At 67.0% G+C, this 25,946-nt stretch carries 16 protein-coding genes and 1 pseudogene; 12 read left to right on the top strand and 5 right to left on the bottom strand.

Annotated features, from left to right (window positions below; all coding sequences use genetic code 11):
- The first annotated feature begins 247 nt into the window (after positions 1–247).
- Together JK364_RS16760 and JK364_RS16755 are read left to right on the top strand one after the other, a co-directional pair.
- Complete coding sequence (locus JK364_RS16760; protein ID WP_307841304.1) at positions 248–748, top strand: plasmid mobilization protein; 501 nt, start codon at positions 248–250, stop codon at positions 746–748.
- Positions 745–2,442: a relaxase family protein gene (locus tag JK364_RS16755; RefSeq protein ID WP_201851861.1), complete on the top strand. Its 1,698-nt coding sequence runs from the start codon at positions 745–747 to the stop codon at positions 2,440–2,442. Before JK364_RS16760 ends, JK364_RS16755 begins: the two co-directional genes overlap by 4 nt.
- On the opposite strand, the gene JK364_RS16750 is transcribed toward JK364_RS16755, so the two are convergent.
- Both JK364_RS16750 and JK364_RS16745 read right to left on the bottom strand, forming a co-directional pair.
- On the bottom strand, positions 2,443–2,988 hold the full coding sequence (locus JK364_RS16750; protein ID WP_201851860.1) for a flavoprotein: 546 nt from the start codon (positions 2,986–2,988) through the stop codon (positions 2,443–2,445).
- A pseudogene (locus JK364_RS16745) lies at positions 2,985–4,260 on the bottom strand (helix-turn-helix domain-containing protein). Before JK364_RS16745 ends, JK364_RS16750 begins: the two are co-directional and overlap by 4 nt.
- Before the next feature lie 175 nt (positions 4,261–4,435).
- Here JK364_RS16745 and JK364_RS16740 point away from each other — a divergent pair.
- From JK364_RS16740 to JK364_RS57555, 8 genes are all read left to right on the top strand, one after another.
- Entirely contained in the window at positions 4,436–4,867 is a 432-nt protein-coding gene (locus JK364_RS16740; RefSeq protein ID WP_201851859.1) for an ATP-binding protein, read from the top strand.
- 39 nt (positions 4,868–4,906) lie between these two features.
- Positions 4,907–6,190 (top strand): carboxyvinyltransferase, encoded by a 1,284-nt coding sequence (locus tag JK364_RS16735; protein ID WP_201851912.1) that lies wholly within the window; start codon positions 4,907–4,909, stop codon positions 6,188–6,190.
- Positions 6,187–7,422 (top strand): bifunctional UDP-sugar hydrolase/5'-nucleotidase, encoded by a 1,236-nt coding sequence (locus tag JK364_RS16730; protein WP_201851858.1) that lies wholly within the window; start codon positions 6,187–6,189, stop codon positions 7,420–7,422. Before JK364_RS16735 ends, JK364_RS16730 begins: the two co-directional genes overlap by 4 nt.
- Positions 7,419–7,958 carry a dCTP deaminase gene (gene dcd / locus JK364_RS16725; protein ID WP_201851857.1) on the top strand — a complete coding sequence of 180 codons (540 nt, stop codon included), beginning with the start codon at positions 7,419–7,421 and terminating at the stop codon, positions 7,956–7,958. The genes JK364_RS16730 and dcd overlap by 4 nt, the downstream gene beginning before the upstream one ends.
- On the top strand, positions 7,955–8,491 hold the full coding sequence (locus JK364_RS16720) for a dCTP deaminase (protein WP_201851856.1): 537 nt from the start codon (positions 7,955–7,957) through the stop codon (positions 8,489–8,491). The genes dcd and JK364_RS16720 overlap by 4 nt, the downstream gene beginning before the upstream one ends.
- On the top strand, positions 8,488–9,609 hold the full coding sequence (locus JK364_RS16715) for a glycosyltransferase family 4 protein (protein WP_201851855.1): 1,122 nt from the start codon (positions 8,488–8,490) through the stop codon (positions 9,607–9,609). Before JK364_RS16720 ends, JK364_RS16715 begins: the two co-directional genes overlap by 4 nt.
- A 111-nt stretch (positions 9,610–9,720) precedes the next feature.
- The gene (locus JK364_RS16710) at positions 9,721–10,764 is read left to right on the top strand and encodes a serine hydrolase domain-containing protein (protein ID WP_201851854.1); all 1,044 of its coding nucleotides are present in this window, start codon (positions 9,721–9,723) and stop codon (positions 10,762–10,764) included.
- Positions 10,765–11,142: 378 nt separating this feature from the next.
- A complete protein-coding gene (locus JK364_RS57555) occupies positions 11,143–12,810 on the top strand; it encodes a Shedu anti-phage system protein SduA domain-containing protein (RefSeq protein ID WP_201851853.1) in 1,668 nt (555 codons plus the stop codon).
- A gap of 71 nt (positions 12,811–12,881) precedes the next feature.
- On the opposite strand, the gene JK364_RS57550 is transcribed toward JK364_RS57555, so the two are convergent.
- The 3 genes from JK364_RS57550 to JK364_RS16690 form a co-directional block, all read right to left on the bottom strand.
- On the bottom strand, positions 12,882–15,605 hold the full coding sequence (locus JK364_RS57550) for an ATP-dependent DNA helicase (RefSeq protein ID WP_201851852.1): 2,724 nt from the start codon (positions 15,603–15,605) through the stop codon (positions 12,882–12,884).
- Between the two features lie 172 nt (positions 15,606–15,777).
- A complete protein-coding gene (locus JK364_RS16695; protein WP_201851851.1) occupies positions 15,778–16,446 on the bottom strand; it encodes a hypothetical protein in 669 nt (222 codons plus the stop codon).
- A complete protein-coding gene (locus JK364_RS16690) occupies positions 16,443–20,180 on the bottom strand; it encodes a CHAT domain-containing protein (protein ID WP_201851850.1) in 3,738 nt (1,245 codons plus the stop codon). The genes JK364_RS16695 and JK364_RS16690 overlap by 4 nt, the downstream gene beginning before the upstream one ends.
- Before the next feature lie 289 nt (positions 20,181–20,469).
- On the opposite strand from JK364_RS16690, the gene JK364_RS16685 reads away from it, so the two are divergent.
- Both JK364_RS16685 and JK364_RS16680 read left to right on the top strand, forming a co-directional pair.
- On the top strand, positions 20,470–25,056 hold the full coding sequence (locus JK364_RS16685) for a PDDEXK-like endonuclease domain-containing protein (protein ID WP_201851849.1): 4,587 nt from the start codon (positions 20,470–20,472) through the stop codon (positions 25,054–25,056).
- Positions 25,053–25,895, top strand: coding sequence for a hypothetical protein (locus JK364_RS16680; protein ID WP_230992011.1), 843 nt, complete (start codon positions 25,053–25,055; stop codon positions 25,893–25,895). Before JK364_RS16685 ends, JK364_RS16680 begins: the two co-directional genes overlap by 4 nt.
- Positions 25,896–25,946 lie beyond the last annotated feature (51 nt).

Here is a 25,946-nt window from a genome sequence, read left to right as displayed (position 1 = left end):
GGGGACGGATGTCCTCACCGGGACGGACTTCTCCGTACCTGCCCGAGTGTCCGTACCTGTCCTGACCAGGCATGGGACGGATGCGACGCACGTGACACATCTCCCGCCCCCTCACCGCCGGAGCATCACCATGCACGAACAGCACCACGAACTCCCCAGAGCTCAACAGCAGACGCCCACCACCTCAGCCCCAGACAGCGCAGCAAGTTGTCGGGTAAGGAGTCCTTACCCGGCCTCCGCCCCTCAGGTGGCGGAGGCACCCGGCGCCGAGGGGGCACCGAGGTCGGTCGGCCCGGGGGTGCCGACCGAGACGGGAACCACCAGACCGTCGCCGAACGCCGCGCAGACGCCGAAGCCGCAGCGCCGCCTGCGTCAGTCGCGCCTGCGTGAGCGCCGCGTCCACCCCCGTTACAGCGACAGCGAGTTCACCGACCTCGCCCACGCCGCCGCACTCAGCCGTATGCAGATCGGCGGCTACGTCGCCGAGGCGTCGCTCGCCGCCGTCCGCGCCGAGGACCCCACCGCCGCGATCGCCGACTACCGCGCCATGGTCAAGGCGCTGATGGCCGCCAACCGCCAGCTGGGCATGATCGGCAACAACCTCAACCAGCTCACCTGGCACCTCAACAAGGACGGCGCCTGGCCCGAGCCGAACGTCGTCCACCGGCTCCTGGCCCGCATCGAAACGTCGATCGCCGACGTGGACACCGCCGTCGCCCAGGTCACCGAGGGAAGGCAGGGCCGGTGATACCGAAGATCATCACCGGCAAGGGCAGCACCCGCCGCCTGATCGCCTACCTCTTCGGCAAGGGCGACGCCAACGAGCACGTCGACCCCCACCTGGTCGCGTCCTGGAACGACTTCGCCCCCGACCCGGGTCGCAGCCCGCACCGCAACCCCAAGGAGGTGGAGAAGCAGCTCTACACGCAGCTCGACCAACCGGTGGCCATGCTCGGGCGCCGGGCTCCCCAGACCACGGTCTGGCACTGCCCGGTCCGCGCCGCCCCCGAGGACCCCATCCTGTCCGACGCCCAGTGGGCGGAGATCGCCCGCCGGATCGTGGCCGCCGCCGGCATCGCCCCCGCCGGAGACACCGAAGCCTGCCGCTGGGTGGCCGTACGGCACGCCGACGATCACATCCACATCGCCGCCACCCTCGTCCGCCAGGACGGCCGCCGCCCCAAGAGGGATTACGACATCCGGGCCGTCCAGCGCGAGGCCCGCCAGATCGAAATCGACTACAGGCTACGGCGCTTGAAGCCGGGCGACGGCACCGCCGCCAAACGCCCCACCAGCAAGGAACACTTCAAGGCCAAACGCCAGGGCCAGGACGCCACCGCCCGCGAGATCCTGCGCATGCGGGTGCGCCGCGCGGTCGCCGCCGCGGCCGACGAGGCCCAGTTCTTCTCGCTGCTGGAGGCGACCGGCGTGGACGTGCGCCTCAAGCTCGCTCCCTCCGGCGACGCGCTCGGCTGCAACTTCGCCCTGCCCGGCAACGTGAACGAGGAAGGCGACCCGGTGTGGTTCGCGGGCTCCACCCTCGCCCCTGACCTTTCCCAGCCCAAGATCCGCGAAAGCCTCGCCACCACCAGCCCCGAGCCGGCCACCATCCAGCCTGGCAACCCGTGGCACCAGGCCACCGCCGCCACCAAACGCATCCCCCACCACCTCACGAAAGGCGACCAGCAGACGGCCCAGGGCCAACTCGTCGCGCTCGGCACGACGCTGGACCTGCTGCCCGTCATGGCACCGACCGTGGCGCGGGCCGAACTCGAACAAGCCGCCGCTGCCTTCGAGCGCGCCACCCGCTCCCGCATCGCCGCCGACCTCGACAGCACCCGCGCCCTGCGCCGCAGCATCCAGACCATCTGGCGCGAGAGGCCACAGGACAGTGACCGCACCGGGCTCACCATGCTCCTGGACGCCGCACTCACCGCGGTCGCCTTCGCGCTGCACTGGCACCGCACCCGCCAGCACGCCCAGCAGGAGGCGGCAGCCGAACAGGCCCTCCTCCACCTGCAGACCGCGTACGCGCAGACCGCCGAGCCCGTCCTGGTCGGCCTCGCCAGCCGGGCACCCGGCCCACAGACCAAGCGCCGCTTCGCCCACCACCTTCAGGATCTGGTTCCGGACCATGCCGAGCGCATCCTCAACGACCCCGCTTGGGACGCACTCGCCACCGTGCTCGCCGAGGCAGAGGCAGCAGGACACAACGCAGCCACCGTCCTCGGCCAAGCGCTGCACCAACGCGCTCTGGACGACGCCCGCAGTCCCGCCCGCGCGCTGACCTGGCGCATCCGCCGCCTCGGCGAGCGCCACGTTCCTGGTCCTTGGGCCCAGGCAGCCAGGGCCCACAGTGCCATGCAACGGCCCAGCGTGCCGGTCCACCCCACGGCAGCTATCGGCCAGCCACCACAGGGGTCACCGACACGGCGGCGCTGATCAGGCGGGGGCGGACAGCTTGGGCGCGAGGAGCTCCAGGGCTTCCTCCCAGCGGTAGCGGTCGGCCCCGCCGCCGGCCTTTGGCCGGTGCGGTTCGTACGAGCCGATCAGGACGCCCATCTCGCGTAGCCGTTCCAGACTCTGGCGGTACGCGGGGTGGGCGGCCTGGGCTGAGTTCAGGTACGGCAGCACGGCGACCGGGATGTCCATGGCGGGTGCTTCGCACAGAACGCCGAGGGCGAGATTGTCGGAGATCCCGGCGGCCCACTTGTTGATGGTGTTGAAGCTGGCCGGGGCCACCGCGATCGCGTCCGCGGGCCGGGTCGGGCGCGGTTCGCCCGGTGATCGCCAGGCCGAGCGGATGGGGCGGCCGGTCTGGGACTCGACCGCCTCCACGTCGAGGAAGCCGTGTCCTTGTGGGGTGGCAATGACGCCGACGTCCCAGTGCCGTTCCTGTGCTGCGGTGATCAGGCGGCCGACATCGGCGGCGACGCCGGCCGCACAGACCACGATCTGGAGGAACGGCTTGTCGGGCTGATCACTCACGCGGGCACTCCCAGTTGGCGGCTGAAGTGGTGCAGCTCGGGCAGTGCCCGGCGGCGGTCGCGGGCTGCCATGTCGGCGACCAGTTCGCGTACGGCCGGGCGGCGGATGTCCTGTGCCGCGCAGCTCTCGGCGATACGCAGGGCCTGGTAGCCGTCGGCGAGCCTGCCCTGCTGACTGTAGGCGCGGGCGGTCTCCACCCACAGCGCGGCCCGGCGCTCGGGGACGGGAATGTGCCGCCGCATGAGCGGCCGTGCGGTTTCCAGGGCGATGCCGGCGTCACCGAAGGAGACGGCTGCGCTGATCTCGTGGAGTGCGACGTTGGTGGGGCTGAAGTTCGCCCAGGCGTCCGGCCGGTCGAAGTCGAAGGCGACGTAGCGGGCCACTTCCTTGGCTTCGGTGAGGAAGTCCTGGGTGGTGTCGCGGTCGCCGTTTCTGCTGGCGGCGGTCGCCCCGCGGAGCAACAGCAGACCGACCGCTGCCAGGTACCGAGGCGAGCGCTGGTCGTAGGAGCCGGTGAGCTGGTCGGCAGTGTGGCGGACCATGTTCACGGCCTGGGCCGTGTGCTTCTCCCGCACGAGGACGTGAGCGTGGACGCGGACACTGGCGGCGAGGACGACAGGGTCCCCGGACCGTTCCGCCTCGGCCATGGCCCGACCGGCCGCGAGCCAGGCGTTGCCCTGATCGGCTCGCTTCAGCAACAGGCTCACCGACGTCTGGTAGGCGGTCGCGAGCAGCCCGGACACCTCTGCCGAGCCGGATGAGCCTCCGGCGGCCTGACGCAGGTCGGCGATCAGATCCGGCAAGGTCTGCTCCAGTTCCGCGTAGTCGCACGTGCAGAACATCCGGCGTACGGCCCGTGCCCGGTCCCGCAGCTCGTCGAGGCCCAGGGCTTGCCCGGTGGCCGCGGGGCTCGTGCCTGGCAACAGGACTTGGATCAGGTCGTGATGTGCCGCGCTCGACGACGGCGGAGCCGCGAGCGCGGCGACGCTCGCGGCAAGGAAGGTACGGCGGTGCATGTCCTCTGTTCCGGGCTCGGCGGGGCTGGCATCAGAAGCGGCGGCGAGGCCGAGACGTTGCGGCGGTATCTCCAGCACCTGCGCGATCTCGCGCAGCACTCGCACCTCCGGTACCCCTGCCGCTCTCCAGGCGGCTCACCTTCGACTGGTGATACCCAAGCGCGGCGGCAACGTCCCTCTGCGAGCGCCGCTGTAACACGCGTGCCTGACGGATCACTTCGCCGATCCGTCTCGCTTCACTCTGTGCCTCGGCCATCTGTGCCACGGCCCCTTCTGCCGTCGCCGATCCTGCCTGCTCAACCGAGAGTAACTGAGCGGCATTTGGCAGTGATGCAGCTCCTGCATAAGTGATGCAGCCCCGGCACACCGACTGGTTCCGCTTACCTCCGGAGCGGTTGCGTGGAGTGGCCGAACCGACCAGGAGGCCGCTCATGGAAGCGCATCACATCCGGATTCCCGTTTCCGGCACGCCAGCTGCCGCAGCGTCCGCGCGCCAGCAGCTCGCGGACGGGATACGGAGTTTCGGCGCCTTCCTCGGCCCCGAACTCCTGGACGCGGCAGAGTTGGTGGCCGCAGAGCTCATCGCGAACGCGGTCCGGCACGCAAACGGCGGCCCGATCACGGCCGGCGCCTGCCTGAGCGACAAGGGACTGCGGATCGAGGTGAACGACGCCAACCCCGCCGTCCCACGGGTCGGCCTGTCGGATGTGGACGAGGAAGGCGGACGCGGGCTGTTCCTCGTCGCAGCGCTGGCGGACCGCCACGGCTTCGATCCGCTGCCGCCCGGCAAACGCTGCTGGGCCGAGTTCAAGGTCAGCACCCCACTACCCACCGCATCACACCTGCCCTTGCAGAGGAGTTGACCGTTGACAGCCGTACGCATTCCCCCCGTCGCCGCAGAAGTGGTCGCCGTGCGACCCGGCAGCCCACTCGCCGGCACCATCACCGTCGACGGCTCCAAGAACGCGGCCCTGCCCCTGCTGGCCGCCGCCGCGGCCCTGCACCGCCCGGTGCATCTGAGCAACGTCCCGTCGAACACGGACGTCGAGACCATGCTCGCCCTGCTCCAACAGGCCGGCTGGCACACGGCCCGTCCGGTCAGCGATCCGCACACCATCGTGATCCTGCCGAGCGACAAGCCCCAGCCAGGCCCCGATCCCGAGGTCGCCGCCCGCATCCGGGCCTCGTACTACCTCGTACCAGCCCTGCTCGGCGCGTACGGGCGCGCCAGACTGCCCTGGCCGGGCGGCTGCCGGATCGGTGAACGCGGGATGGAGCAGCACTTCAAGGTCTACGAGCGCTTCGGTGACCGCACAACCGTAGACAGCCACGGGTACGTCGTGGAAGCAGCCACTGGTGGGACCGAAACGGTGTCCGTGGTGCTGCCTTTCCGTTCTCGCGGGGCGAGCATCGCCGCCCTCCTGCGCGCGGTCGTAGCCGGTCGGCCCCTGCGCCTTGGCCACCCCAATCTCTCTCCTGAAGTCATCAGCGTCGTAGAGGCGTTGCAGGTGGCGGGATGGGCGTGCCGGGTCAGTGAGTCGGTCCTGACGCTGTCACCACCCACTTCAGTCTCGACGGAGACCACCGTCTGGGCGGTGCCCGGCGACAAGGTCGAAGCCGGGACGCTGGCCTGTGCGGTCGCGGCGACCGGCGGGAATGCACAGATCCGTGGGGTACGCGGCGTCGATGTCGCTCCCCTGGTCTCTGCCTTGAACTGGCTCGGAGTGCCTGCCGATGCCGAGGGCGATGCCCTCATCGTCCGGGCCCACGACGCCGAACCGACCGGGCGATCGCTACGCGCCATCGCCTCCCTCTCTCCCGACGGCTTGGACGCCGACTTCGAACCACCGCTGATGGCTCTGGCCCTCGGTCTGCCCGGCACTCACCTGTTCGCCGACGCCATCAACCCCGGCCGTCACGGCAACCTGCTCCCCCAGCTCGCCCGCCTCGGCGCCGAGATCCACGAGCTCTCGCCCACCGAATGCCGCCTCACCGGGCCGCAGCAACTGACCGGCGCCGGCGTGGAGGCCACCGGCATCCGCACGGGCTCGGCCCTGCTCATCGCCGGCCTCACCGCGAGCGGCGTCACCACCCTCGGGGGCCTCGAACAGCTCCGGCGCGGCCACGCCGACCTGCCCACCAAACTGCATGCCCTGGGCGCCGACATCTGCGAGGTCACGCCATGACCCGGCAGCTTCAGCGGATCACCGCCACGACCGACGTCCACTCTTCCTTCGCCCAGGCCACTCCGATGCTCGCCTACCTCCACGCGGCCAGGGCCGAGAGCCTGGTCGTGGACTGCGGCGACTTCTTCGAAGGCACCGGCTTCTACCGCTTCGGCCAGGGGCAGATCGAGCGCGAGGTTCTCACCGGCCTGTACGACCTGCTCGTCCCTGGAAACCACGGCTGGCCGCACTACTTCGAACCGCAGCTGCACGCGATGACCGTGTGCGCGAACGCAGCCGACGGCAGCGGCAGGCCGCTCTTCGACCGCGTGCGCATCGAGCACATCGGTGGCCGGCGAGTTGCCGTCACCGCGGTAATCGGCCTGCAAGCCTTCAACTCGATCCCTGCCAACCAGCGCACGGGCCACCACGTCACCGACCCGGCCCAGGCCCTGCGCGAGGTGATGCTGGAGCACCATCACCGTGCCGACGCCTGGATGGTGCTGTCCCACTCGGGCTTCGACGAGGACCTGAAGCTGGCCGCCGCCTGCCCGTTCGCGGACGTCATCTTCGCCGGGCACTGCCACGGCGACAGCTACGGCCCCGTGCCCGTCGGCGACACCCTCGTCGTCAAGGGCCACGAACTCGGCGTCGGGTACGCCACCGCCGAGCCGGTCGGGGCCGGCTGGGCCGCCCGCGTAGGCGCCTTCCCTGACACGTCCCTGATCCCCGAGGACCTCGCCCTACTGCAGGAGAAGATCGCCCTCGTCGGCAACACCCTGGAGAGCCAGCTCGGCATCGTGAACGAGCCATATCTCAATACCCTGTTGGACCGGCGCCTCCTCTTGGACGAGATCGCCACCCGCCTGCACACCGGCCTCGGAGCGGACGCAGTCATCCTCAACGAGACCGCTCTGCGCCCCGTACCGCTCGGCGATGTCCTCACCCTAGGCGACCTGCTCGCCATCGAGCCCTTCGGCAACCAGCTCGTCCACGCATTCTTCCCCGACGATCAGTCCGAGGACCACGCCAAGCTGCTCGCTCATCTCGTCGAACACGTCGGCCCCTTGGCAGTCGCGCCCACGCCCCTTCCGCCCACAGCGCGCATGGTGCTGACCACCGACTACATCGCCGACACCTATCTCGGCGGCCGCTCTCATCAAGCCGGACTGCGTCTGGGCCAGGCGGTGCGCAGCGTCCTGGCGGCCCCGTTCGCCGACTCTGCCGACGCTCTTCAAGGGGGCGCTCAATGATCCTCACCGGTCCCGAGATCAACACGGCCGTTGCCGACGGACGCCTTCGCATCACCCCGTTCGACCCTAAGCAGACGAACCCCAACAGCTACAACGTCCGCCTGGGCGCCACCCTGCTGACGTACGCCACCAAGGTCATCGACGCCCACCACGCCAACCCCACACACACGATCCGAATCGACACGGACGGATATGTCCTCCAGCCCGGCGAGCTGTACCTCGGCCACACCGTCGAGGAGGTCGGCTCGGACCTCTTCATCCCACTGCTCTTCGGCCGCTCCTCGGTCGGACGGCTGGGGTTATTCGTCGAGATCACCGCCCCTATCGGTGACATCGGCTTCCACGGCCAGTGGACTTTGATGCTGTCCCCCATCCGCCCTCTGCGGGTGTATGCGGGCATGAAGATCGGGCAGATCATGTTCTTCGTCTCCACCGGGGACGTCGACCTGTACCGAGGCAAGTACCAGGGCGCCGCCGGCCCCCAGCCTTCCCGCTACTGGCGGGATGCGGCACACGTGCAGGCGGTCGCCTCGTGATCCTCACCGGCTCCGCCATTGCCGCCGCCGTCAGCGCAGGCGAGATCGCCATCGCGCCCTACGACCCGGCACGTCTGTCCCCCAATGCCTACGACTGGCGGCTGGGCGACACGATCCGCATCTGCGACGGCGACCTGGACGCTGCCGCCCCCACCACGTTCACGGAACTGGTCATCCCCGCTTCAGGATTGGTCCTGCAGCCCGGCGTGCTCTACCTCGGCGTCACGCTGGAGAAGACTGGTTCCGAGACCTACGCCCAACTCCTCAACGGCAACCGCACCATCGGCGCCCTCGGCATCTGGGTCCACGTCTCCGCTCCACTCGGCCACCAGGGCCACGCGATCCGCTGGACCTTGGAGATCCGCGCTGCCAAGCCCGCCCGCGTCTATCCGGGAATGACCTTCGGCAAGCTCGTCTTCCTCACCACCCTCGGCACCCCGGCCAGCTACCAGCAACAGCGCGCCAAGTACGCCGCCACGCACGGCATCGACATCTCCCGCCTGTACGAAGAGATCCCCCAAGGAGCGCTGTGAGCCCCCTCGTCCGCCCGGCCGCGGGGCCGCTGGCCGCCACCTTCCTCGACCTCCCAGCCGGAAGCCCCGGCGGCAGTGTCGAACTCTTCCTCGACCTGTACACCGGCGACAAGCCCCTCATCCCCGCACGGGCCTTCATGCTGGCCCCCACCCGCCCCAAACCCCACCTGCCCGCCGGGCTCGACCTGCTGACGGTCGCCGGCAAGTGCCTGGAGGGCGCCGCCTTCAGCCGATACGTCGCAGCCCTGCGCCGGGCGCTGGTGACCGCGATCGATCCAGCCCAGATCGGGGTACTGCACCTGCAGCACCTCACCTTCGGCGCCACACCCGCCCTGCTCCGGGCTCTGCCGGCCCACCCCAGGATCGCCTTGGTCCACGGCACCGACCTGATCTTCGCCGAGGCCCACCGCGACCAGCTCCAAGTCCTGCGCGAGACAGCGAGGGCCGCCGACGCCATCGTGGTCCCCACCGGCGCGATGGCCGACCACCTTCTCAAGCTCGCCCCGCAGATCGACGGCCGCAAGGTCGTCCGCATTCCGTGGGGCATCCCCGACCATCTGCTCACCGATCCGCCGGCTCGGCCCGCCCGCACCTCCACCAGCCACCTACGGCTGCTGTACGCAGGCAGGCTGACCGCCGAGAAGGGCGCAGAGCACCTGATCACGGGCCTGGCGCCCATTCCAGGAGTCGAGCTGAGCATCGCCGCCCCCAGAGCCCAGTTCCACGCCTTGGCCTCGCTCCTCCAGCGGACCGGAGTGCGGGCCCGGTACCTCGGCTGGCTCCGCCGTCCACAGCTGTGGAAAGCCTTCGCCGAGCACGACGTCCTGGTCATGCCGTCCACCACCCTGGAAGCCATGGGCCTGGTCGCGCTGGAGGCCCAAGCATGTGGTCTGCCTGTCCTGTACCAACCCGTGCCCGGCCTCAACGAAGTCGTCGCCGCGTCCGGACTGGCCACCGACTTCACCCATTCCGCCGCACTCGCCCGCGGCCTCGACCGCCTACGGACTTCCCCCGGCCTGCTGCCCGCCCTGCGACAGGCGGGCTACGCGAACACCGCCCGCTACCCCCTCACCACTACCGCCCAGGCCCTGGCCGACCTTGGCTGCCAGCTCGCCTGAGACGCACACCGATCTGACCCCGCAGCCGACGTCCGACACGCCATTGCCCAAATGGTGCCGCCCGCGTCACTACGCTGATCCGGCGGGTTGGCCACGGCGAACAGGGAGACCATGACGTACAGCACCGACCGCATCGAAGCCCTCCTGAACGAAGGCGTCCGCGACAAGGTCTACCCAGGCGCCGTATGGGCAGTCGGTGACGCCACCGGCACCCGCGCCCACGGCGCCACCGGGGTCCTAGACCCCAACGAGCCGAACGTGCCGATGCAGCCCGACACCGTCTTCGACGCCGCCAGCCTCACCAAGATCCTCGCCGTGTGGTCCTCCATCGGAGCCCTGTGGGAGGAAGGCAAGCTCGACCTCGACACCCCGCTCGGTGGCTTCTGGTCCGAAGTCGACGGCCACCCACTCGGCGCCGTGACCGCCCGCCACCTGCTGACCCACACGGCCGGCGCACCGCTCCGCGCCCAGCTCAAGAACCTCTACGGCACCGACCCCCAGGACATCCGCGACGGAGTCCTCCAAGAGGCCCTGTACCGTCCGCCCGGCGAGGCCGTCGAGTACACCGACCGAGCCGCCCTCATCCTCGGATACCTCGCCGAATACCTCTCCGGACGACGCCTCGACGAGCTCGCCACGGAACGGACCTGGCAGCCGCTGGGCATGCACTCCACCCGCTTCGGACCCCTACCCGCCGAGATCACCGCGCGGTGCGCACCGACCGAACTCGACCAGGACACCGACACCCACCTCAAGGGCGTCGCCCACGACTTCTCCGCCCGCCTCCTGGGCGGAGTGTGCGGGATCGCCGGCGCCTTCACCGTCCTCGACGACCTCGCTGTCTTCCTGCGCTACATGCTGGACACCTCAACCAGCCACGGGCAAGCCGGATTCGGCCCCGACTGGACCAGGCAGTCACTGACCGTCCAGACCGGCGCCCTAGAACCTGTACGCGGCCTGTTCTGGCACCCCGCCCCTGGCACGCACCCCGCTGAGGACATCTGGGTCCACTACGGCTTCACCGGCACCGGCATGTGGGTCTCACCCCACCAGGGGCGCTGGGCCGTACTTCTGACCAACAAGCTCTACTACACCCGCGACCGCCAGCCCCTGACCGACGTCCGCAACACCTTCCGTGCGCTTGCGTTTGTCTGAAGCAGCCTGCGGCGAATCCGTTGAGAGGGGTACGGCCGGCCACGCATTGTGTGGTGCACGGTCCGAGATATACGGCGGGCAGCCCAGCGCCGCGGAGGCGCTCAGTCGGCCCTGCCGGTCGGGACGGCTGAGTATGTAGGGGAGTTCCAGCAACGGTTGTCGTTGAGCGCGGACAACACCGCGAGTTCGCGGGGAACGGTGTTGATGAGTTCCAGCAACACCTGTGGCTTGCGGTGGGAGCAGGAGGGTGCTCCATGCCGATGGGGCCGGCGCAGCTGCTCAAAGTGGACAGCCCACGACGACAGTCGGTGTCGATCTCCCTCTACAAGCGAATGAGCCGCTGTACGTTCGTGGTATTCCAGGCGTGGGAGGAGAGACGTGAAGTACTGGCTGTTAGCCGCCGAGAACAAGACGTCCGCGTACGAGATGACTCGCGGATCTTCCCAGTCGGCCGGGGGCTGGGATTCGTCGCTTTCAACCGTCACCCGTCTCGGGGTTGAGGAAGGCGACGCAGTCCTACTATGGCGGAGGGGCCGAGGCGGCGGCGTAGTGGCGCTGGGGGACATAGCCAGCACGACCCCGGTGGAGTCCGACACGCTTGATTGGTCGCTCGCGCGGCTCGTAGAGAGGGGCGACGAGGGATCGACTCCCCCTCCTGTGAGAGTGCGTATGTCCTTCGGCAAGCTCTCGTTCGCGGCTCCTGTCTCGGCCGAGGTACTCCGGGTTTCGGGCCTTGATCACGTCGTGAAGCGGGCACGGTCGGCCACTAAAGGGCGCCAGCTGGTATCGCTCAATCTGGCCGCCAAGCGATGGAGAGACTTGATTCAACTCGTGGAGGAGGTACCGGCACCGGATGACATGCCCACAGCGTGGAGCATTCCGCCCGGGGCAGTCGTCAAACGGAGCGAGCTGCACGATGTCTACGGAGGCAGCCCACGACTCACTGTCGGTGCCAGTGGAAGGACTCCCAACGCATTCCTCTTCCTCGATCGCTCCGCCACGGGCGAACTTGCTCCTCGGTGGGATGGCCCTGTGCTGCTTGCTTCCGGACAGTCGCAGTGGACAGACACCATATCGGACGACAACCTGGCCGCGCTCGCGCACTTGAGGCGCGGGGTACCACTGCGGGTCTTCGTCGCGCACCGCAGCGAGAGCCTCTACCTCGGGGAGTTCGCGATTGAACCCGAATCACCGGTGGAGTGCTGGGTGGATACCGGCAAACGGGATATCCGGTCCTCTTACGATCGTCGGTCGCACATAGTGGACACTCGAGCACCGCTCTTCCGGCTTCGCCAGCTGAACGGCGTCTCGATGCCAACGGGCGAAGTAGACCCGTTCCGGAACGCCTCTCGCATCAGCCTTCGGCTGCAACCTGCCGGTGACCTGCCAGCTGCGACCGCCATCCGAAAGCTGCTTACCGTTCTGGAAAGCGAGCCAGCAACCGCCACGTCCCTCGTTGAACTCGACGAGGCCCAGCTGCTCGCGACTCTGGTCCAACGCGCTAGACGGCAGGCTGATCTGGATGAGCTGCGCGCCGCAGTCGAGAACCCCGAAAGCAGCGAAGGCGACCTGCAGAGACTCATCGAGCGGATGACCTGGATCTTCGGAGGCGAGTTCCTGCCAGGCACGGTCCGCCGCAACATCACCCTGCGAGACCAGCTCGACCTGGCTCTACTCCGGCCAGACGGCACTCTGCACGGCGTCGAACTCAAGAAGGCCAACATCAAGCGGCTGGTCACCGGCCAGCGGAACCACCTGATCGTTGGCACAGAGGTCAACAAAGCGGTCGGGCAGGCAATGAACTACCTACGCGAGCTGGACGAGAAGCGGCCCCAGATCCTAGTGGACTTGGGTATCGATTGCCGACGCGCGTCGATGACGATCGTGATGGGGCACAGCGGATTCGTGACCACAGACGCATCGCCCCAAGAGATCGACGAAACCATTCGTACCTTCAACTCGCACCTGACGCGTTTGAGCGTCACTACATACGGCCGCCTAATCGAGAACGCGCAGCGGACAATCAATCTGACGGCCTCAGACTGATAGGGGGCTGCGGGTGTGTCGCAAGAGCCTGGACTCTTGAGCGCGAGCCGCCGATCCGTCTCGCCGAGGGATCAGGGGGCTCGTCGAGTCCCGGCGACCGGAATAAGGCCGCGGCGGCTAGACAGTAGAGCAACGTCCTTCGGGTTGCTCATCCGGTCGAGACGCTTGAGAACGGCCTGCTGCGTCTCTGGCGTCCAAAAGATCCGCAGGCGCTCACGCGCCCGAGTGACGGCCGTGTAGAAGATGCTGTGTGTGATGTCATCTTCGTTAGCATCGGTGATGACGATCTTAACGGAGTCGTACTCGAGGCCCTGCGCCTTGTGGATCGAAACTGCATAGGCCACCTGGAACGGCACGGAAGTGTTCAGCGAATCATTGTCCTCATCGCTGATGTCGTACTCGTAGACAGAGAATCGCACAGTCGCGTCTCCCATCCATTCGAGTTCGTCGCCATTGATGTCGAACTCGCTGAACGTTCGATCGAGTTCGACGTCGAACTGAATCCGGCCAGGGAAGCGCTCGATACCGACAATTCGACCCTTCAGATTGTTATAGATCACCGGCCGGAACCGCTCAGTCTCGTTAAAGAGGACCGGATCGCCGACTTTGTACGTCGAAACACGCCAAGTGGTTGCTGCACCGGGGTTGCTGCTCTGGAGAAATCGGTTGATGTTGTTGATGCCGTAGAGACCGTCGTAGTTCAGACATAGGATGATCTCGTCGTCGCGTTGGGCTTCGAACAGTGTCTTATCGAGCACAGTCGAGTATCCGTTGCGAGCAACTACCTCGGCAATATCATCATCGATGTTCCGGACCTTGCCCCAGAATCCCAGGAGCGATTCACTCTTAGTCCTGAAGGGCGTCGTCAGCTCGAACACCGAGGTGTTCGGGATGAAGGAGCGGATGATGCCGAACCAGTTTCCGAACTGGATCGACTCGATCTGATAGACGTCGCCAACGAGCACGAGCAACTTGAAGGATGTCTCCTCCAGCACTTTAATTAGGTCAGTGTTGCTAACCGTGCTGCACTCGTCGATAACTAGAAGGTCGTACTCCTGATCTGCGGCGCTTCTGCGGATCTGGCTACTGATCGTCCGGAAGGTCGAGTTCTGCGCAGTTACTTTGCGCTTGAGGTTGTCGATCGCCGGGTTGGTGTGCGCGAGAAAGAGTTTCGCCTTGTCGTTGAAGTAATTCGCAATGTGATCCACCATTGTCGACTTGCCAGTGCCAGCTGCGCCGTAGATCAACGCGACACGCGACTGGCCAAACAACAGCTTGAGCGCATCCCTTTTGGCCTCGTCGTCGATGCCACGAGGTTTCTCATCGAGCCAGCGCTCAACGGCTTGGCTGTAGCCGTCAATTCCGGACGACGCGCGCTCCTGGAGCTTCTCGACGATGGCGACCGTATCGTCCTCGTACCCAGAAATAAAGACATGCCCCTTGTCCCGTACGAGCCGTCGCCGCTCTTTATGCTTGTAGTAGAGCTTTCTGTTGTAGGCGGAAATCAGCTCGTTAACATCTCCGAGTTCCGCGAGATCGGCCTCGCGCGTGTAGAGAATTCCGTGATGCTCCACGTTGTTCTTCACACGTCGAGCGAGCAGTTCATGGCCTCGTCCGGTCACATCGAGGCTTTCAACAAGATCCCAGTACCGCGGATTATGCCCCGGCAGCGAGGTGCAGAGCGGCATAGTATCGAACGGGATGCAGCCATACTGCATTTTCATCCCGGAGAGGAGGCCACAGCCTTCCCAGTAATACTGCGACTTCAGAACCTGATTGTGCATCCGCAGCATGAGATAACGGATGACGTTGTGCCCCTGACTAGCTGACCATACAATGCGGCGTGCTTCATCCAGCAGTGGGAAGATCTGCGGCTTGGTGGAGCCAGCCGTACCTGCCGCTTTCACCGTCGCATACTTTTCGTCAGGCATATCAATCAAGTCAAGCAGGTTGCCCGAAGTCACTGTGAGACCCTGCATCAGGTAGCGGTACTCCGAAGAGTTGGTCCGAGCGGTGGTGACGACACCAAGAAGACGAGCGAAGTTGTTGAACTCGCATGGCCGGATGGAAACTTCCCACTCGCGGATGATCGTAATCGGCATCTTCTGGCCAAGCACTTCGATCGAGTCGCTCTGGAGCGTAAGCATGGCTGCGTACTCGTCCGTCATGTCGATCTCGCTAAAGGCGATGATGCGGTCAAACTTGCTCACCTTATTGACCGCTCGATAGAAGGTGACCTCGTAGTAGATGCGACCCCCTACGAAGAACGGGCGCGTTCTGTGGATGTAGTACCGGTCTCGCGCCCCAGCGTCCGACAGTGTTGGTGTCGGACGGACCGCCTCGATCCTCGCGGCGATCTTTTCGTGGTACTCCCGCAGCGATGGATCAAGGTCGACCGGGAATGCCTCGAGATTGTCCAGCAATGCGATCCCACAACTGTCCTTGAGCAGGCCGCGGATGCGATGAAGATACTCGTAGTACTTCAGCATCAACCGCTCAGAGGTGTCCCCGTCCAGCGTGTAATGGGAGGCACTCATCTGGATGAGCTTGTGGAACTTGCCGAGGAAGTTGAGCTTTGCGTTGCCCTTAACAAAGATGAGTCCGAGCTCCACAGCTGCATAGTTGAACTCGGTGTCAGACCGGCCAGTATGAAGACGTACCGAGACGCCCTCAACTAGATTGCGGAGCTGGGCGAGGACGTTCTGTGAGAGCAGTGCCCGCTGGTCCGTTAGCGACGCGATATTCCGGCAGATTACTTCATCCGCGCTCTTAATCTGCTCGTAAACGGTTGCCACAAGCGTTTACCCTCCCACTCATAAGCTGCTCGGTTCTCCCGCCTGGTCACTTTCTGTTGGCGGGGTGGCCGTCAGGCCGTCCAACTCTGCGGTCATGGAGATGAGTTTCCTGTCCGGCCTCGGCGGTCTTCACCGTGATGATCCGCGCATTCCGTTGACGGATGTGGCGGGGTCACCCCGCCAGCACGATGGCGTGCGGCGACGGTGCGAGCCGTGCCCGGTAGCGGCGGATCCCCCAGCTGCGGTGCTCCAGCTCTGCCGCCACCAGCACCTCGGCCGTGTTCAGTCGGTCGGGCACGAGTTCCACCAGCGCGGCCACCGGGTGGTCGCCGACCAACGGGAGGCTCTTGACTCGGCGAAACTCCCACTGCGGGTTCGGCTGGGACGCGCCGTGGCCGCGGACGATCCACTCGTCCCTCTCCGACCCCGCGCCCGGTGGCTTCTCCACGCCCACGTCCAGCACACCTGCCTTGACCGTGAAGTTCATGCCCATGCCGGAGCCGACGACCGGGCGGGTGCGCTCGCCGGGGTCGATCAGCCGCGCGACGGGCCGTGCCTGGCCGTCCGGCGTGGACAGTGCCACCCCCAGGGAGGCGTGGCGGAACGCGCCTTTGCCGGTCGGTGTCTCCGGACGGAACGAGCACACCATCAGCAGCTGCCGGAACTCGCGTTCGGGCGTTGCCTTGACGTAGGACGCCCACTCTGCGGGCACGCCCTCGTGGTCGGCAGGCAGCACGTCCCAGCCGAACGTCAGCCTGCCGCGCAGCGGCTCGTCGTCGGCCGGGCTGCCGAGCGTGCGCTCCGGCACGAGCTCGACATCGTGCAACCGGACCTCGGTCATGCAATGGCTCCCTTGCTCCGACCATGCAGGTAGGTGAACGCTCCCCAGTCACGGTAGTGGGGATGCCGAGCACGGGTGGCGAGTTGGGCCTGACGGAAGGCGGGCTCCGGGTCCGTGCCGTGCGCGATCCGTTGGTGCATGTGGTGGTAGAAGTACGTGGCCGGCTCGGGGCGTACGGGCCACAGACACCCGACGACGGCCTGCGCGCCAGCGGTGATCAGTGCCGACGGGATGCCACGGACGTTGTCCGCGCGGTCGAACCGGCCCAGCGCGGACTCGCATGCGGCGAGAGTGACCAGGCGGACACCGCGCAGGTCGGCTTCGAGGAAGTCGTAGGCGAAGACCCGGCCGTCGTCGTCACGGTCCGGAGTGAGGTAGAGACAGTGCATCCACGGCGCGTCCTGGTCCAGCCTCCCGTGTACGGCGATGTGGACCACGTCCGCCATAGTCAGTTCGGCGAGCAGCCTGTCACGCGTGGCCGCAGGCCCGGTGACGGCATCCGTGCCGACCGCGTCGGCGACCTGCCGCGCGTGCTCTTCCAACGCCGGTTCGGCGTACAGCCCGTAGGGCACGCCGCCGTCGGCGGAGGCCAGCACCACGGTACGGCGCGGCCGTACGGGGCTGGCTGTGGGCGTCAGGGCCTCGAGGCCGACGATGGTGGTGACCGTCCAGTCGTCGGCGATCATCCGGTCTCCGGTACGGCACAGCGGTAGCGGCAGGTAATGCAGCGCGCCGTGCGGCCATGCCAGGATGCGGTCCTTGCCCTGGGCCCGCCATTTGTCCCACAGTTCGCCGGCGCCGAGTGGTATGTCGCCCGGCTGCCGCAGCAGTTGGCTGCCTTCCGGTGTCACGTCGCCGAACAGCGGGTCGCGTTGGACCTCCGTCCGGATCGCCTCGACCCGGTCCGCCACCGGGTGCCGGTCGTTGTTCTCGTCCGCGCCGTCGCCCAAGTGCACGGCCAGGGACCGGCCCTGCCTGGTGACCGCGAGAAGCACGGCCGCGCCGCTCACAGCGGCGGGCAGGAACCAGGTGAGCAGTACGGTCCGGTCGTCGAGCAGTTCGTGCGTCTTCGCCCAGAGGTGCTGGTCGTCGATGAGCGGTGCCGAGCGGCGGCTCAACTCGTGGTCGATGAGCGACGAGATGTGCCACCGCAGGTTCCGGGCGATCTGCTGGGTGTCGTGGCCGCCGGGACGGCGGTCGGAGTCTAGTGCGTTCAGCAGGTGCGGCGACGCACCGGACGCACCATGTACGGCGGCGGGCTTCTCCAGGTCGCGCAGCTTGCCGAGAAAGTGCTGGATGTACGTAGGCAGCGCGAGCGGGCCGTCGATCCGCCCCCATGCGCCCAGCTCCGGTCCCTTGCCCGCCTGGTGCAAACCGAGCATCAGCCCCATCGGCAGCCTCTCGGATTCCAACGTGAGCTGCCAGACCGCCGAGTGCACTAGGTCGCGCAGCACCCCGCCGAGTTCGGGCGCGCGGCTCGTGTCGAAGTTCGGCACGTTCAGGGTGATCGCGAACAGCGCTGCCTTGAGTTCGTCGCCGCGGAGATTGCCCATATGTTGCGCGAACGGCACCACGCTCGCCAGCGCCAGTTCCTCGAAGCCAAGAGAGGCGTAGGTGTGTGCCGCGTACGCGTAGCGATCCCAAGGGAACGGGCCAAGACCGGAGACCGTCTCGCCCTCCTTGGCCGACTGGTAGTACAGATCCGCTACCAAGAGCCTGAACTCTTCGCTGGGTACATCGCCCGCCTGCCGCAGGAGAGTGATCCCCAGCGCAGGCCGGCCCCGGTCGCGGGCGTGTGCGGCTGTATGCAGCAGCGCCGCCGACCGCTGTGTCGGAGTCCAGGATTCCGGGAACGACGTCGCGAGTGCATGGTCGGGCCGCGGGCAGTCGGTGGGGTCGTCGGGCAGCACGTGAAGCCGTGCCTCGATCAACTGCCTGCGGTGGGCGGGGCCCCAGCGGACCCCGAGCCGCTCTGCCCAGTCCAGCACGGTGCGCAGCAGCGGCCGGTCGGCCTGTTCCCGGGCCAGGTTGACGCCCTGGCTGATCACCTTCGCGGTTACGTTGCTGCCATGGGCGGCGACGAAATCGGCCAGGGGCGCCCCGAACACCGCCCTGGGCAACCCGTCGACCAGGGCCGGGGGAATCCCGTCCATCACCCTGAGCAGAAACAGGGCGACATCCAGATCGTCGGCGGTTGACGAGTCGAGCCATGACGACAACGCGGCGTCGGCGGCATCTCGATCAACTCCCCCCTCGTCCGCAAGGATCTGCGCCAACGACGCCTGGAGCCGGACCTTTCGCGTCCCACCGTCCAGTTCCAGAGCGCGCAGCACCAGATGTCCCGCCTCCGTCACCAGCCGGTGGGACTCGACCTGGAAGGGCTCCTGGTCGGTGAACCACGTGCGGTACAGGTCAGCCTCCAGCCGAGCGGACCAGACGGTACGTATCCCACGGGCGTAGTGGTCGGCGGCCAAGTCCTCCGCTCCCCGAGTGGCCATCCGCAACCGGGCGGCGGCCAGCAACCCGGTTTCCAGTTCGGCGGGATCGCTCAGCCTGTCGATCAGCCGTGACACCACCGCGTCGGTTTCCTCGAACACCGCGCGATCACACCGGTCCACCACCAGGTCGACGGCCGACTCGACAGTCCGGAGCGCCGCGTCCCGCCAGGCGGCCTCCGCCCCACAGGCGTCGGCAACCTCGGCAACCAGCCTCCAGTAGACGTACATGAGCTCGACCAGACCGCGGTGATCGTGGAACTCGTCCCGGAAAAGCAGTTCCACCATCGTCTCGGCGGGCACTTGGTCCGCGTGTTCCGCCAAGGCTTGTCGCGTCTGCTCCAGTTCGCGCGCCTGTTGCTTCGCCTGGGACAGCGAAAGGATCCGGTCGCACACGTGATGTGCAAGCTCCATCAGCGTGCCGACGGGGTCGATGAAGAACCTGACCGTCGGCGGACCATCCTCTTCATCACGCGATTCGTAGGCCGGCTCTCCGAAGCGCACAGAGCCAGAGCACACCATCCCCTGCCGCGTTTCGAAGTCGAGCGCGCCGATCGGATCGTCCATAGCAGGCAGCACGTGGGAGACGACCAACATGACCGAACCCGAGGCGATCGCCCTCTCCCGCCAGCCCGGCGGCTCTTCCAGCCGGAGGTCATGCACAAAGTACGCGCCGTCTGGGCTGAAGACGGACAGCACGCCTCCGTCATCCTGCGTGACACACCACCTGTGATCGACAGGGTGCCCGAAGGGCAGTTCGTTCAGTGAGAGGAGCACCGGGAGGCCCCACCAGCTGTTCGCGCGGGTGAACAGGCTGCCTCCGGCCCCGTCACCGGCGGTGAACGGGCTGATGCCGGCCAGTCCTACCGCCAGTCCAGCATGCCGGACACCGTCCACCTCCACCATGAACGCCCACCCAGTGATGTCCCGCGACAGCCTCACGCCGTTCCCCCCGCGCCAACCGGTCATCAACCGATTCAACAATGCCACGACCCCCGTCAGAGCCGTTCGTTCCCCGGACCCAGGAGAAATCTTGAGTGCGGCAGCATGCTTGCCAATGCCCGAGCACTCGGCCGCGTACTTAATCGCCGATACCGGCAGACATCTGTCATGGTCCGCCTGGAGGGCCACCTCGTAGGCATCCGAGCAGTACCGGCATTCGCCGTCTCTCACAACGCGAGCACTCCGCGCTTCGAGTATCAAGCCGGACGTTCGGTTTGCACCGTAACCGGTCATCATTCGTCGTGGACTCAACCCTCCGTTCGCATACGCGCAGCACCTCGGATGTAAGCCGGTGCCAGCATCGTCCCCAGCCTCTCCGCAGTGCCTCTCACCTGCTTAGAGACACCTGACGGAACACTGTGAAGCGCCCCCATTCAGCCCCTTCGCACGTACGCGAACAACCGATTCAACGACGTACGCGACGCCGAATCCGTGAAACGAATCCGGTCATCCTGCCGGGGGCTCATTGTTGTGCTCTCAACCGACCCTCATCCTGGAACGTTCGTCAGCAGCCGAGAGGAGAACGGTGAACAATCCGCGACGCCACGCGAGTGACCCCGACGTCATCGGGCAAACAGCAGGGCTGGTCAACTTCCTACGCGACATGGTCCACAGCAGTCACCAGCGGCAGCGTGACGACCGCAACCGTGAACGTCTGTGGCTGGCCAGGCTGCCGGAGCCCGTCCGCAGGCCGGCGCCGCGCCCTGACGGTCTGCTGCTGACGCTCGACCACGTGCCGCAGAGTACGCCGCCCGACCTGCCCGACTCACTGGACGGCTGGGTCGAGCCGACGAGCTGCCTGGACCCCGACGGAGGCGATCCGCCTCTTGCGGAGGAGGGACCAGGAGGCGAACTGGTGCGCGTTGCGGACGACAGGGAACCGCCAGCAGAGGAAGGCGCCCTGCGCCGCGAAGAGGCCGGTGACGTGCTGCGGGCCTATGGAACGTGGCTGGATCGCTGGCGTCGATGGTCGGCGCGGGAGCGCGCGGAACGACCACTCCGCGAGCTCTACGACCGGCTGTACGCGTGGCACCAGAAGCTCGCCCGGGAAGACGACCAGACTGAACTCGTTCTGGGCATAGGGCTTTTGACCTGGGCCACCTCGGACGGTGATGTGGTGCACCGCCATCTGTTCACCCACCGGGTAGAGACATCGGTCGATCGCCGCACGGCGCGGCTTACGGTGCAACTGTCGCCGGAGAGCGCCCTGCGTCTCGAAGACCAGGACTTCCTGGACAGTGATGATGGTTGGGTACGCGAGCGCGGAGCCGCTCTCTCGGAGGAGATAACGGCTCGCGGGATGGACCCGCTGGGGACTGAGGCACTGGAGCAGATCGCGCAGTGGCAGGAGCGGGCGACCACTCGGCCCATGGGCTTCAGCGCAGGGTGGGAGCCACCCCGCGCACCTGAACTGGGCGCCCGTCTCACCTACGCACCGGCCCTGGTCCTACGCCCGCGCAACCTCAACTCGCTGCTACGGTTCTACGACCAGATAGCGGAGACGGTGGCCTCGGAGAGCCGGGCACCACTCGGCCTGGCCCAGATGGCCATGACGATCGAGACCGCCGACCGTTCTGCCTGGGACGGTGCCCGGAAAGCGCCGCTCTTCGGTGACGATCCTCTCTTCCCGGGCAAGACGAACGCTCAGCAGCGCAGCGTGCTGGGACGCCTGGAGCACGACACCGGTGTGGTGGTCCAGGGGCCGCCGGGGACGGGCAAGACCCACACCATCGCCAACCTTGTCTCGGCACTGCTCGCACAGGGCCAGCGGGTACTCGTCACCAGCGCTCGCGACCAGCCGCTCACTGTGCTGCGGGACAAGCTTCCGCAACCTGTAAGGGACTTGTGCGTCCTGCTCCTCAGCTCCACTCGCCACAACGGCGAAAGTGAGGGCGAACTGGAGCGCACCATCAACGCGCTCACCGACCAGGTGGCCGCCAGTGACCCCGCCGAACTACGTGCTGAGATCCGCCGCCTCACCGGGGAGCGGGACGAGGCAAGGGGACGGATCGATACGCTCACGGAGCAGGTGATCTCGCTCCGGGAGGCCGAGTACCGACATCGGAGCGTGGCACCGGGATACGCAGGAACGCTCGCCGAGATCGTGGAGCGGGTCCAAGCCGGTACCGAAGAGTTCGGATGGATCGGCCGTCTGCCCGACACCGCCGAGGACGTCCCGCCGCTGGCCTCCGAACAGGCCCACGAACTGCTCGTCCTGCTGCGTGACGGCGCGGGTGAACCGCGGGCTGGCGGCGCGCTTCCCGTGCCTGGCGATCTTCCCTCGCCCCGGCAAGTCGCGGACGTATTCGCGGCCAGCCGCCTCAGTGATGAAGGTCTGTCCGCAGAGGCCGTCGAGATCCGGAACGTACTCGCCCATCTCGACGTGTCCGTGACCTCCGAGCTGGCTTCGCTGCTCGATGCATGCGAGACGGCCCTTCATCACCTCGGAATGCCTGCCGACGCCACACGCTGGGATCCCGGTTCCTGGATCACCAGGGCGTTGACGGACCGGCTCTGCCGATCCGACCTCGCACTGTGGCAGCGGGTGGCAGCCGTCACCGGCGACATCCGCATAGTCGCAGGGGACGTGGATGCGCTGGGTCTGCGCCTGGTGACCATGCCCGAGGACCTGACCGCCCAGAAGGCAGGCCAGCTGACAACCGCCGGTGTCGCTCTCCGGGATCACCTGGCTACAGGCAAGACCCTGCGGTCCCGGTTCCCGGGCAAAGTGCAGAAGAACGCACAGGAGTTGCTGGACTGCTGCACTGTCGACGGCCGTACACCCCAAACGACTGAGGACCTGGACGCCGTGCTGGCCCACCTCCGGGCGCACTCCGCGATCGCCGGCGCGGCCACGCGCTGGCAGCAGGTGAACACCGCCGTCCCGCCGGGGGACGTGGAGGTGCGGCTGGCCGAACTGACCTCGCGCGCCGAGCGCCTTGAGCACATACAGGCATTCGGCTCGGCCCGGGACTGCGTCGACGCGCTTCTCGTGCGTCACGGGGTACGGCTGACGACCGCCTCCTGCCAGGCGTGGCAGGACTTCAACGCCGGTGTCGCCGCGCTCCGTGGCCGTCGGGCCGCCGACGAGGCCGTTGCGCAATTGGCCGCGTGGGACGAACTCCTTCGTACCCCCGTCAGCGGCACGCAGCTGGCCACGGAGTCCATGGCCCTGGTCCAGGCTCTCCGCAACCAGAACGTGGAGGCTTATGCCGAGGCCCTGGAGGCACTGGCGGCCGCGCACCGGCGGGAGCACCGTACGCGTCGGTGCGACGAACTGCTGGGCGCCCTGCGCGCCGGCCACTCCCTGCTCGCGGGCCGCCTCCTCGACAACGCCGACGATCCCGACTGGGAGGAACGGCTGGGCTCCCTGGAGCGGGCGTGGGCGTGGGCGAAGGCTTCACAGTTCCTGGACAGGCAGCGCACACCCGGTCTGGAGCGCAAGCTTGAAGGCGACCTGAGCGAGCACGAAGACCGGCTGGAGCAGGTGACCGGCGAACTCGCCGCGGCCTGGGGTCGGTTGCACTGCTTGGAGCGGATGACGCAGGAACAGCGCTCGGCGCTCCAGGCGTACCGGACCCACATGGCGTCCCTCGGCAAGGGCAAGGGGAAGAACACCGGCTTCTTCAGGGCCGCGGCACGCGATTCGATGTCCGTGGCCCAGGACGCAGTGCCCGCGTGGGTCATGCCCATCCCCCAGGTCGCCGAGATGGTGCAGGCGAGGCGGGATGCCTTCGACGTCGTCATCGTGGACGAGGCCAGTCAGGCGGGCATGGACGCGCTCTTCCTCCTGTGGCTGGCTCCCCGTGTGATCGTCGTCGGTGACGACAAACAGTGTGCGCCCGCCCTCACACGCAACGGCCGTCACCAAGCTATCCGGGACAAGCTGGCCGCCCATCTGCCGGACATGCCCAGCCGACTGCGCGAGCTCTACACGCCGCACACAAACCTGTACCAGTTGCTGTCCACCTTCTTCCCAAAGGTGATCCGCCTCGAAGAGCACTTCCGCTGTGTGCCGGAGATCATCAACTGGTCCTCCAACACGTTCTACAACAACAAGCTCCTGCCCCTGCGGCAGTACGGCGCCGAACGGCTGGACCCGCTGCGTACCCACTTCGTCGAGGGCGCCGTGGTCGCGGGCCGCGAAAGCCGTGTCCACAACCCCAAGGAGGCCGAGGCGATCGTCGACTGTCTGGCCCGTCTTGCCGAGGACCCGGCCTACCAGGAAAAGACCATGGGCGTGATCGTGCTCCAGGGCTTCGGACAGATCAAGCTCCTGGAGACCCTCATCGAGCAGCGGCTGCCGGCCACCGTACGCGAGCAGCACCAGATTCGCGTCGGCAACGCGGCCTCGCTCCAGGGCGACGAGCGTCACGTGATCCTGCTGTCAATGGTCGTGACGAACCCGCCGCGCGCAGCGGGCGGGAACAAGAGCGAGCAGCAGGCATACAACGTCGCCGCCAGCAGGGCTCAGGATCAGATGTGGCTCTTCTACTCGGTCCCGCCGGACCGTCTCAAGCCGCACGATCTACGGCTCAACCTCCTGACATACATGGAGAACCCGCCCGCCGCGATGGAAGCCGCCGACGACATCGGACCGGTGCTGCCGGACGTCCGCAGGGCTCCCTTCGACTCGCTCTTCGAACAGCAGGTGTATCTGGAGATCAAGAAGCGGGGCTACCACGTGATCCCGCAGTTCCCGGCCGGCAGCAAGCGCATTGACTTGGTGGTCGTGGGGGCACGCGGCCGTCTCGCCGTGGAGTGCGATGGCGACGCCTTCCACCACGCCACGCGAGAGCAGATCGAGAACGACCAGCGGCGGGACCGCGAACTGAAGCGCGTGGGCTGGGAGTTCTGGCGGGTACGGGAGAGCGAATTCCGCTTCGATCCCGAAGCGGCGCTCGACGGCCTGTGGGAGGAACTCGACCGCCAGGCGATCCGCCCCGCCAGCTATGCGCGCTCCACTCCAGCTGCCCAGGTAGCCGGCTCCCAAGCCGAGTGGAAGCCGCTCGACCTCTCCTCGGACGACGGGCTCACCGACGACGAGGACACCGGGGATGAACAGACCGACGACCGAATCGACGACGACACTGCAGAGGACGACGCAGCATGATGCAGGAAGCCGTTCTGGGCCCGCTCGACGGCAACACTTTGAAGGAGCTGGCCCGCGTCATCTGCGGTGACGACCACCTCTATTACCGCAGAGGCTTCGAGATCGCCCAGTTCCTGGAGAACGCCGGGTGGCTCAATGTTCCCGAGTACGACGGCGAGTACCGGGGCGAGTGGACTCTCCAACTCCTCACTGCTCGTCGTGACAACCCCACCGAGTTGGAAAAGGTACTCGTCAGACTCGCGGACGCACGCGAGTACCTCGATGAACCCGGTGTCCTCGCGACCGTCGTCAACGCGGTCAACACCTTCCTCGTCCACGAGGGCTTCCGTCTGGAGAATCCGGGCGGCCGACCCAGGATCGTTGTCTGCGACCCGGCTATGGCGCACCCGGGCCAGCAGGCGCCGGTCGAGCTCAAGGCCACGATGGCCGAGATCATCCGTGAACCAAGGATGGCCGCACTGCTCCAGCGCCGACTTGACGAAGCCCGCACCTGCTTCGCCAACGGCGCTCATGTCGCGGCCATCATCATGCTGGGCAGCCTCCTCGAAGGCGTCCTGCTTACGGTGATCGAGGAGCGCGACGCCTCACTGCTGAGCAACAAGGACCCTAACTTCATCGGTCTCAAAGCCCTCATCGACATCTGCCACCAGGCGGGCTGGATCGACGTCGACATGGAGCGCTTCAGCCAGGCCGTCTGCAAGTACCGCAATTTCGTCCACCCGCGGCGTGAGTTCCGCGAGGCGCACACTCCCGATCGCGACACGCTCACAGTGTCCTGGTACGTCGTGAACGGTGCCCTCAACGACCTCGCGGCTAGCCAGCCCCAAGCCGACACATAGGCCGTCACGCAAGAAATCTGCGGCGTGGCTGTCGGGCCACAAGTGCTCAAT

Origin of the sequence: Streptomyces endocoffeicus (assembly GCF_016741935.1) — a bacterium.
GTDB lineage: Bacteria > Actinomycetota > Actinomycetes > Streptomycetales > Streptomycetaceae > Streptomyces > Streptomyces endocoffeicus.
Note: the sequence above shows the minus strand (reverse complement) of the source record. Positions and strands in the feature narration are given on the sequence as shown.

Excerpts from the sequence above, each read along its gene's own strand:
- JK364_RS16740 (WP_201851859.1), top strand. The coding sequence starts at position 4,436 with ATGGAAGCGCATCACATCCGGATTCCCGTTTCCGGCACGCCAGCTGCC.
- JK364_RS16730 (WP_201851858.1), top strand. The coding sequence starts at position 6,187 with ATGACCCGGCAGCTTCAGCGGATCACCGCCACGACCGACGTCCACTCT.
- dcd (WP_201851857.1), top strand. The coding sequence starts at position 7,419 with ATGATCCTCACCGGTCCCGAGATCAACACGGCCGTTGCCGACGGACGC.
- JK364_RS16710 (WP_201851854.1), top strand. The coding sequence starts at position 9,721 with ATGACGTACAGCACCGACCGCATCGAAGCCCTCCTGAACGAAGGCGTC.
- JK364_RS16695 (WP_201851851.1), bottom strand. The coding sequence starts at position 16,446 with ATGACCGAGGTCCGGTTGCACGATGTCGAGCTCGTGCCGGAGCGCACG.
- JK364_RS16690 (WP_201851850.1), bottom strand. The coding sequence starts at position 20,180 with ATGATGACCGGTTACGGTGCAAACCGAACGTCCGGCTTGATACTCGAA.
- JK364_RS16680 (WP_230992011.1), top strand. The coding sequence starts at position 25,053 with ATGATGCAGGAAGCCGTTCTGGGCCCGCTCGACGGCAACACTTTGAAG.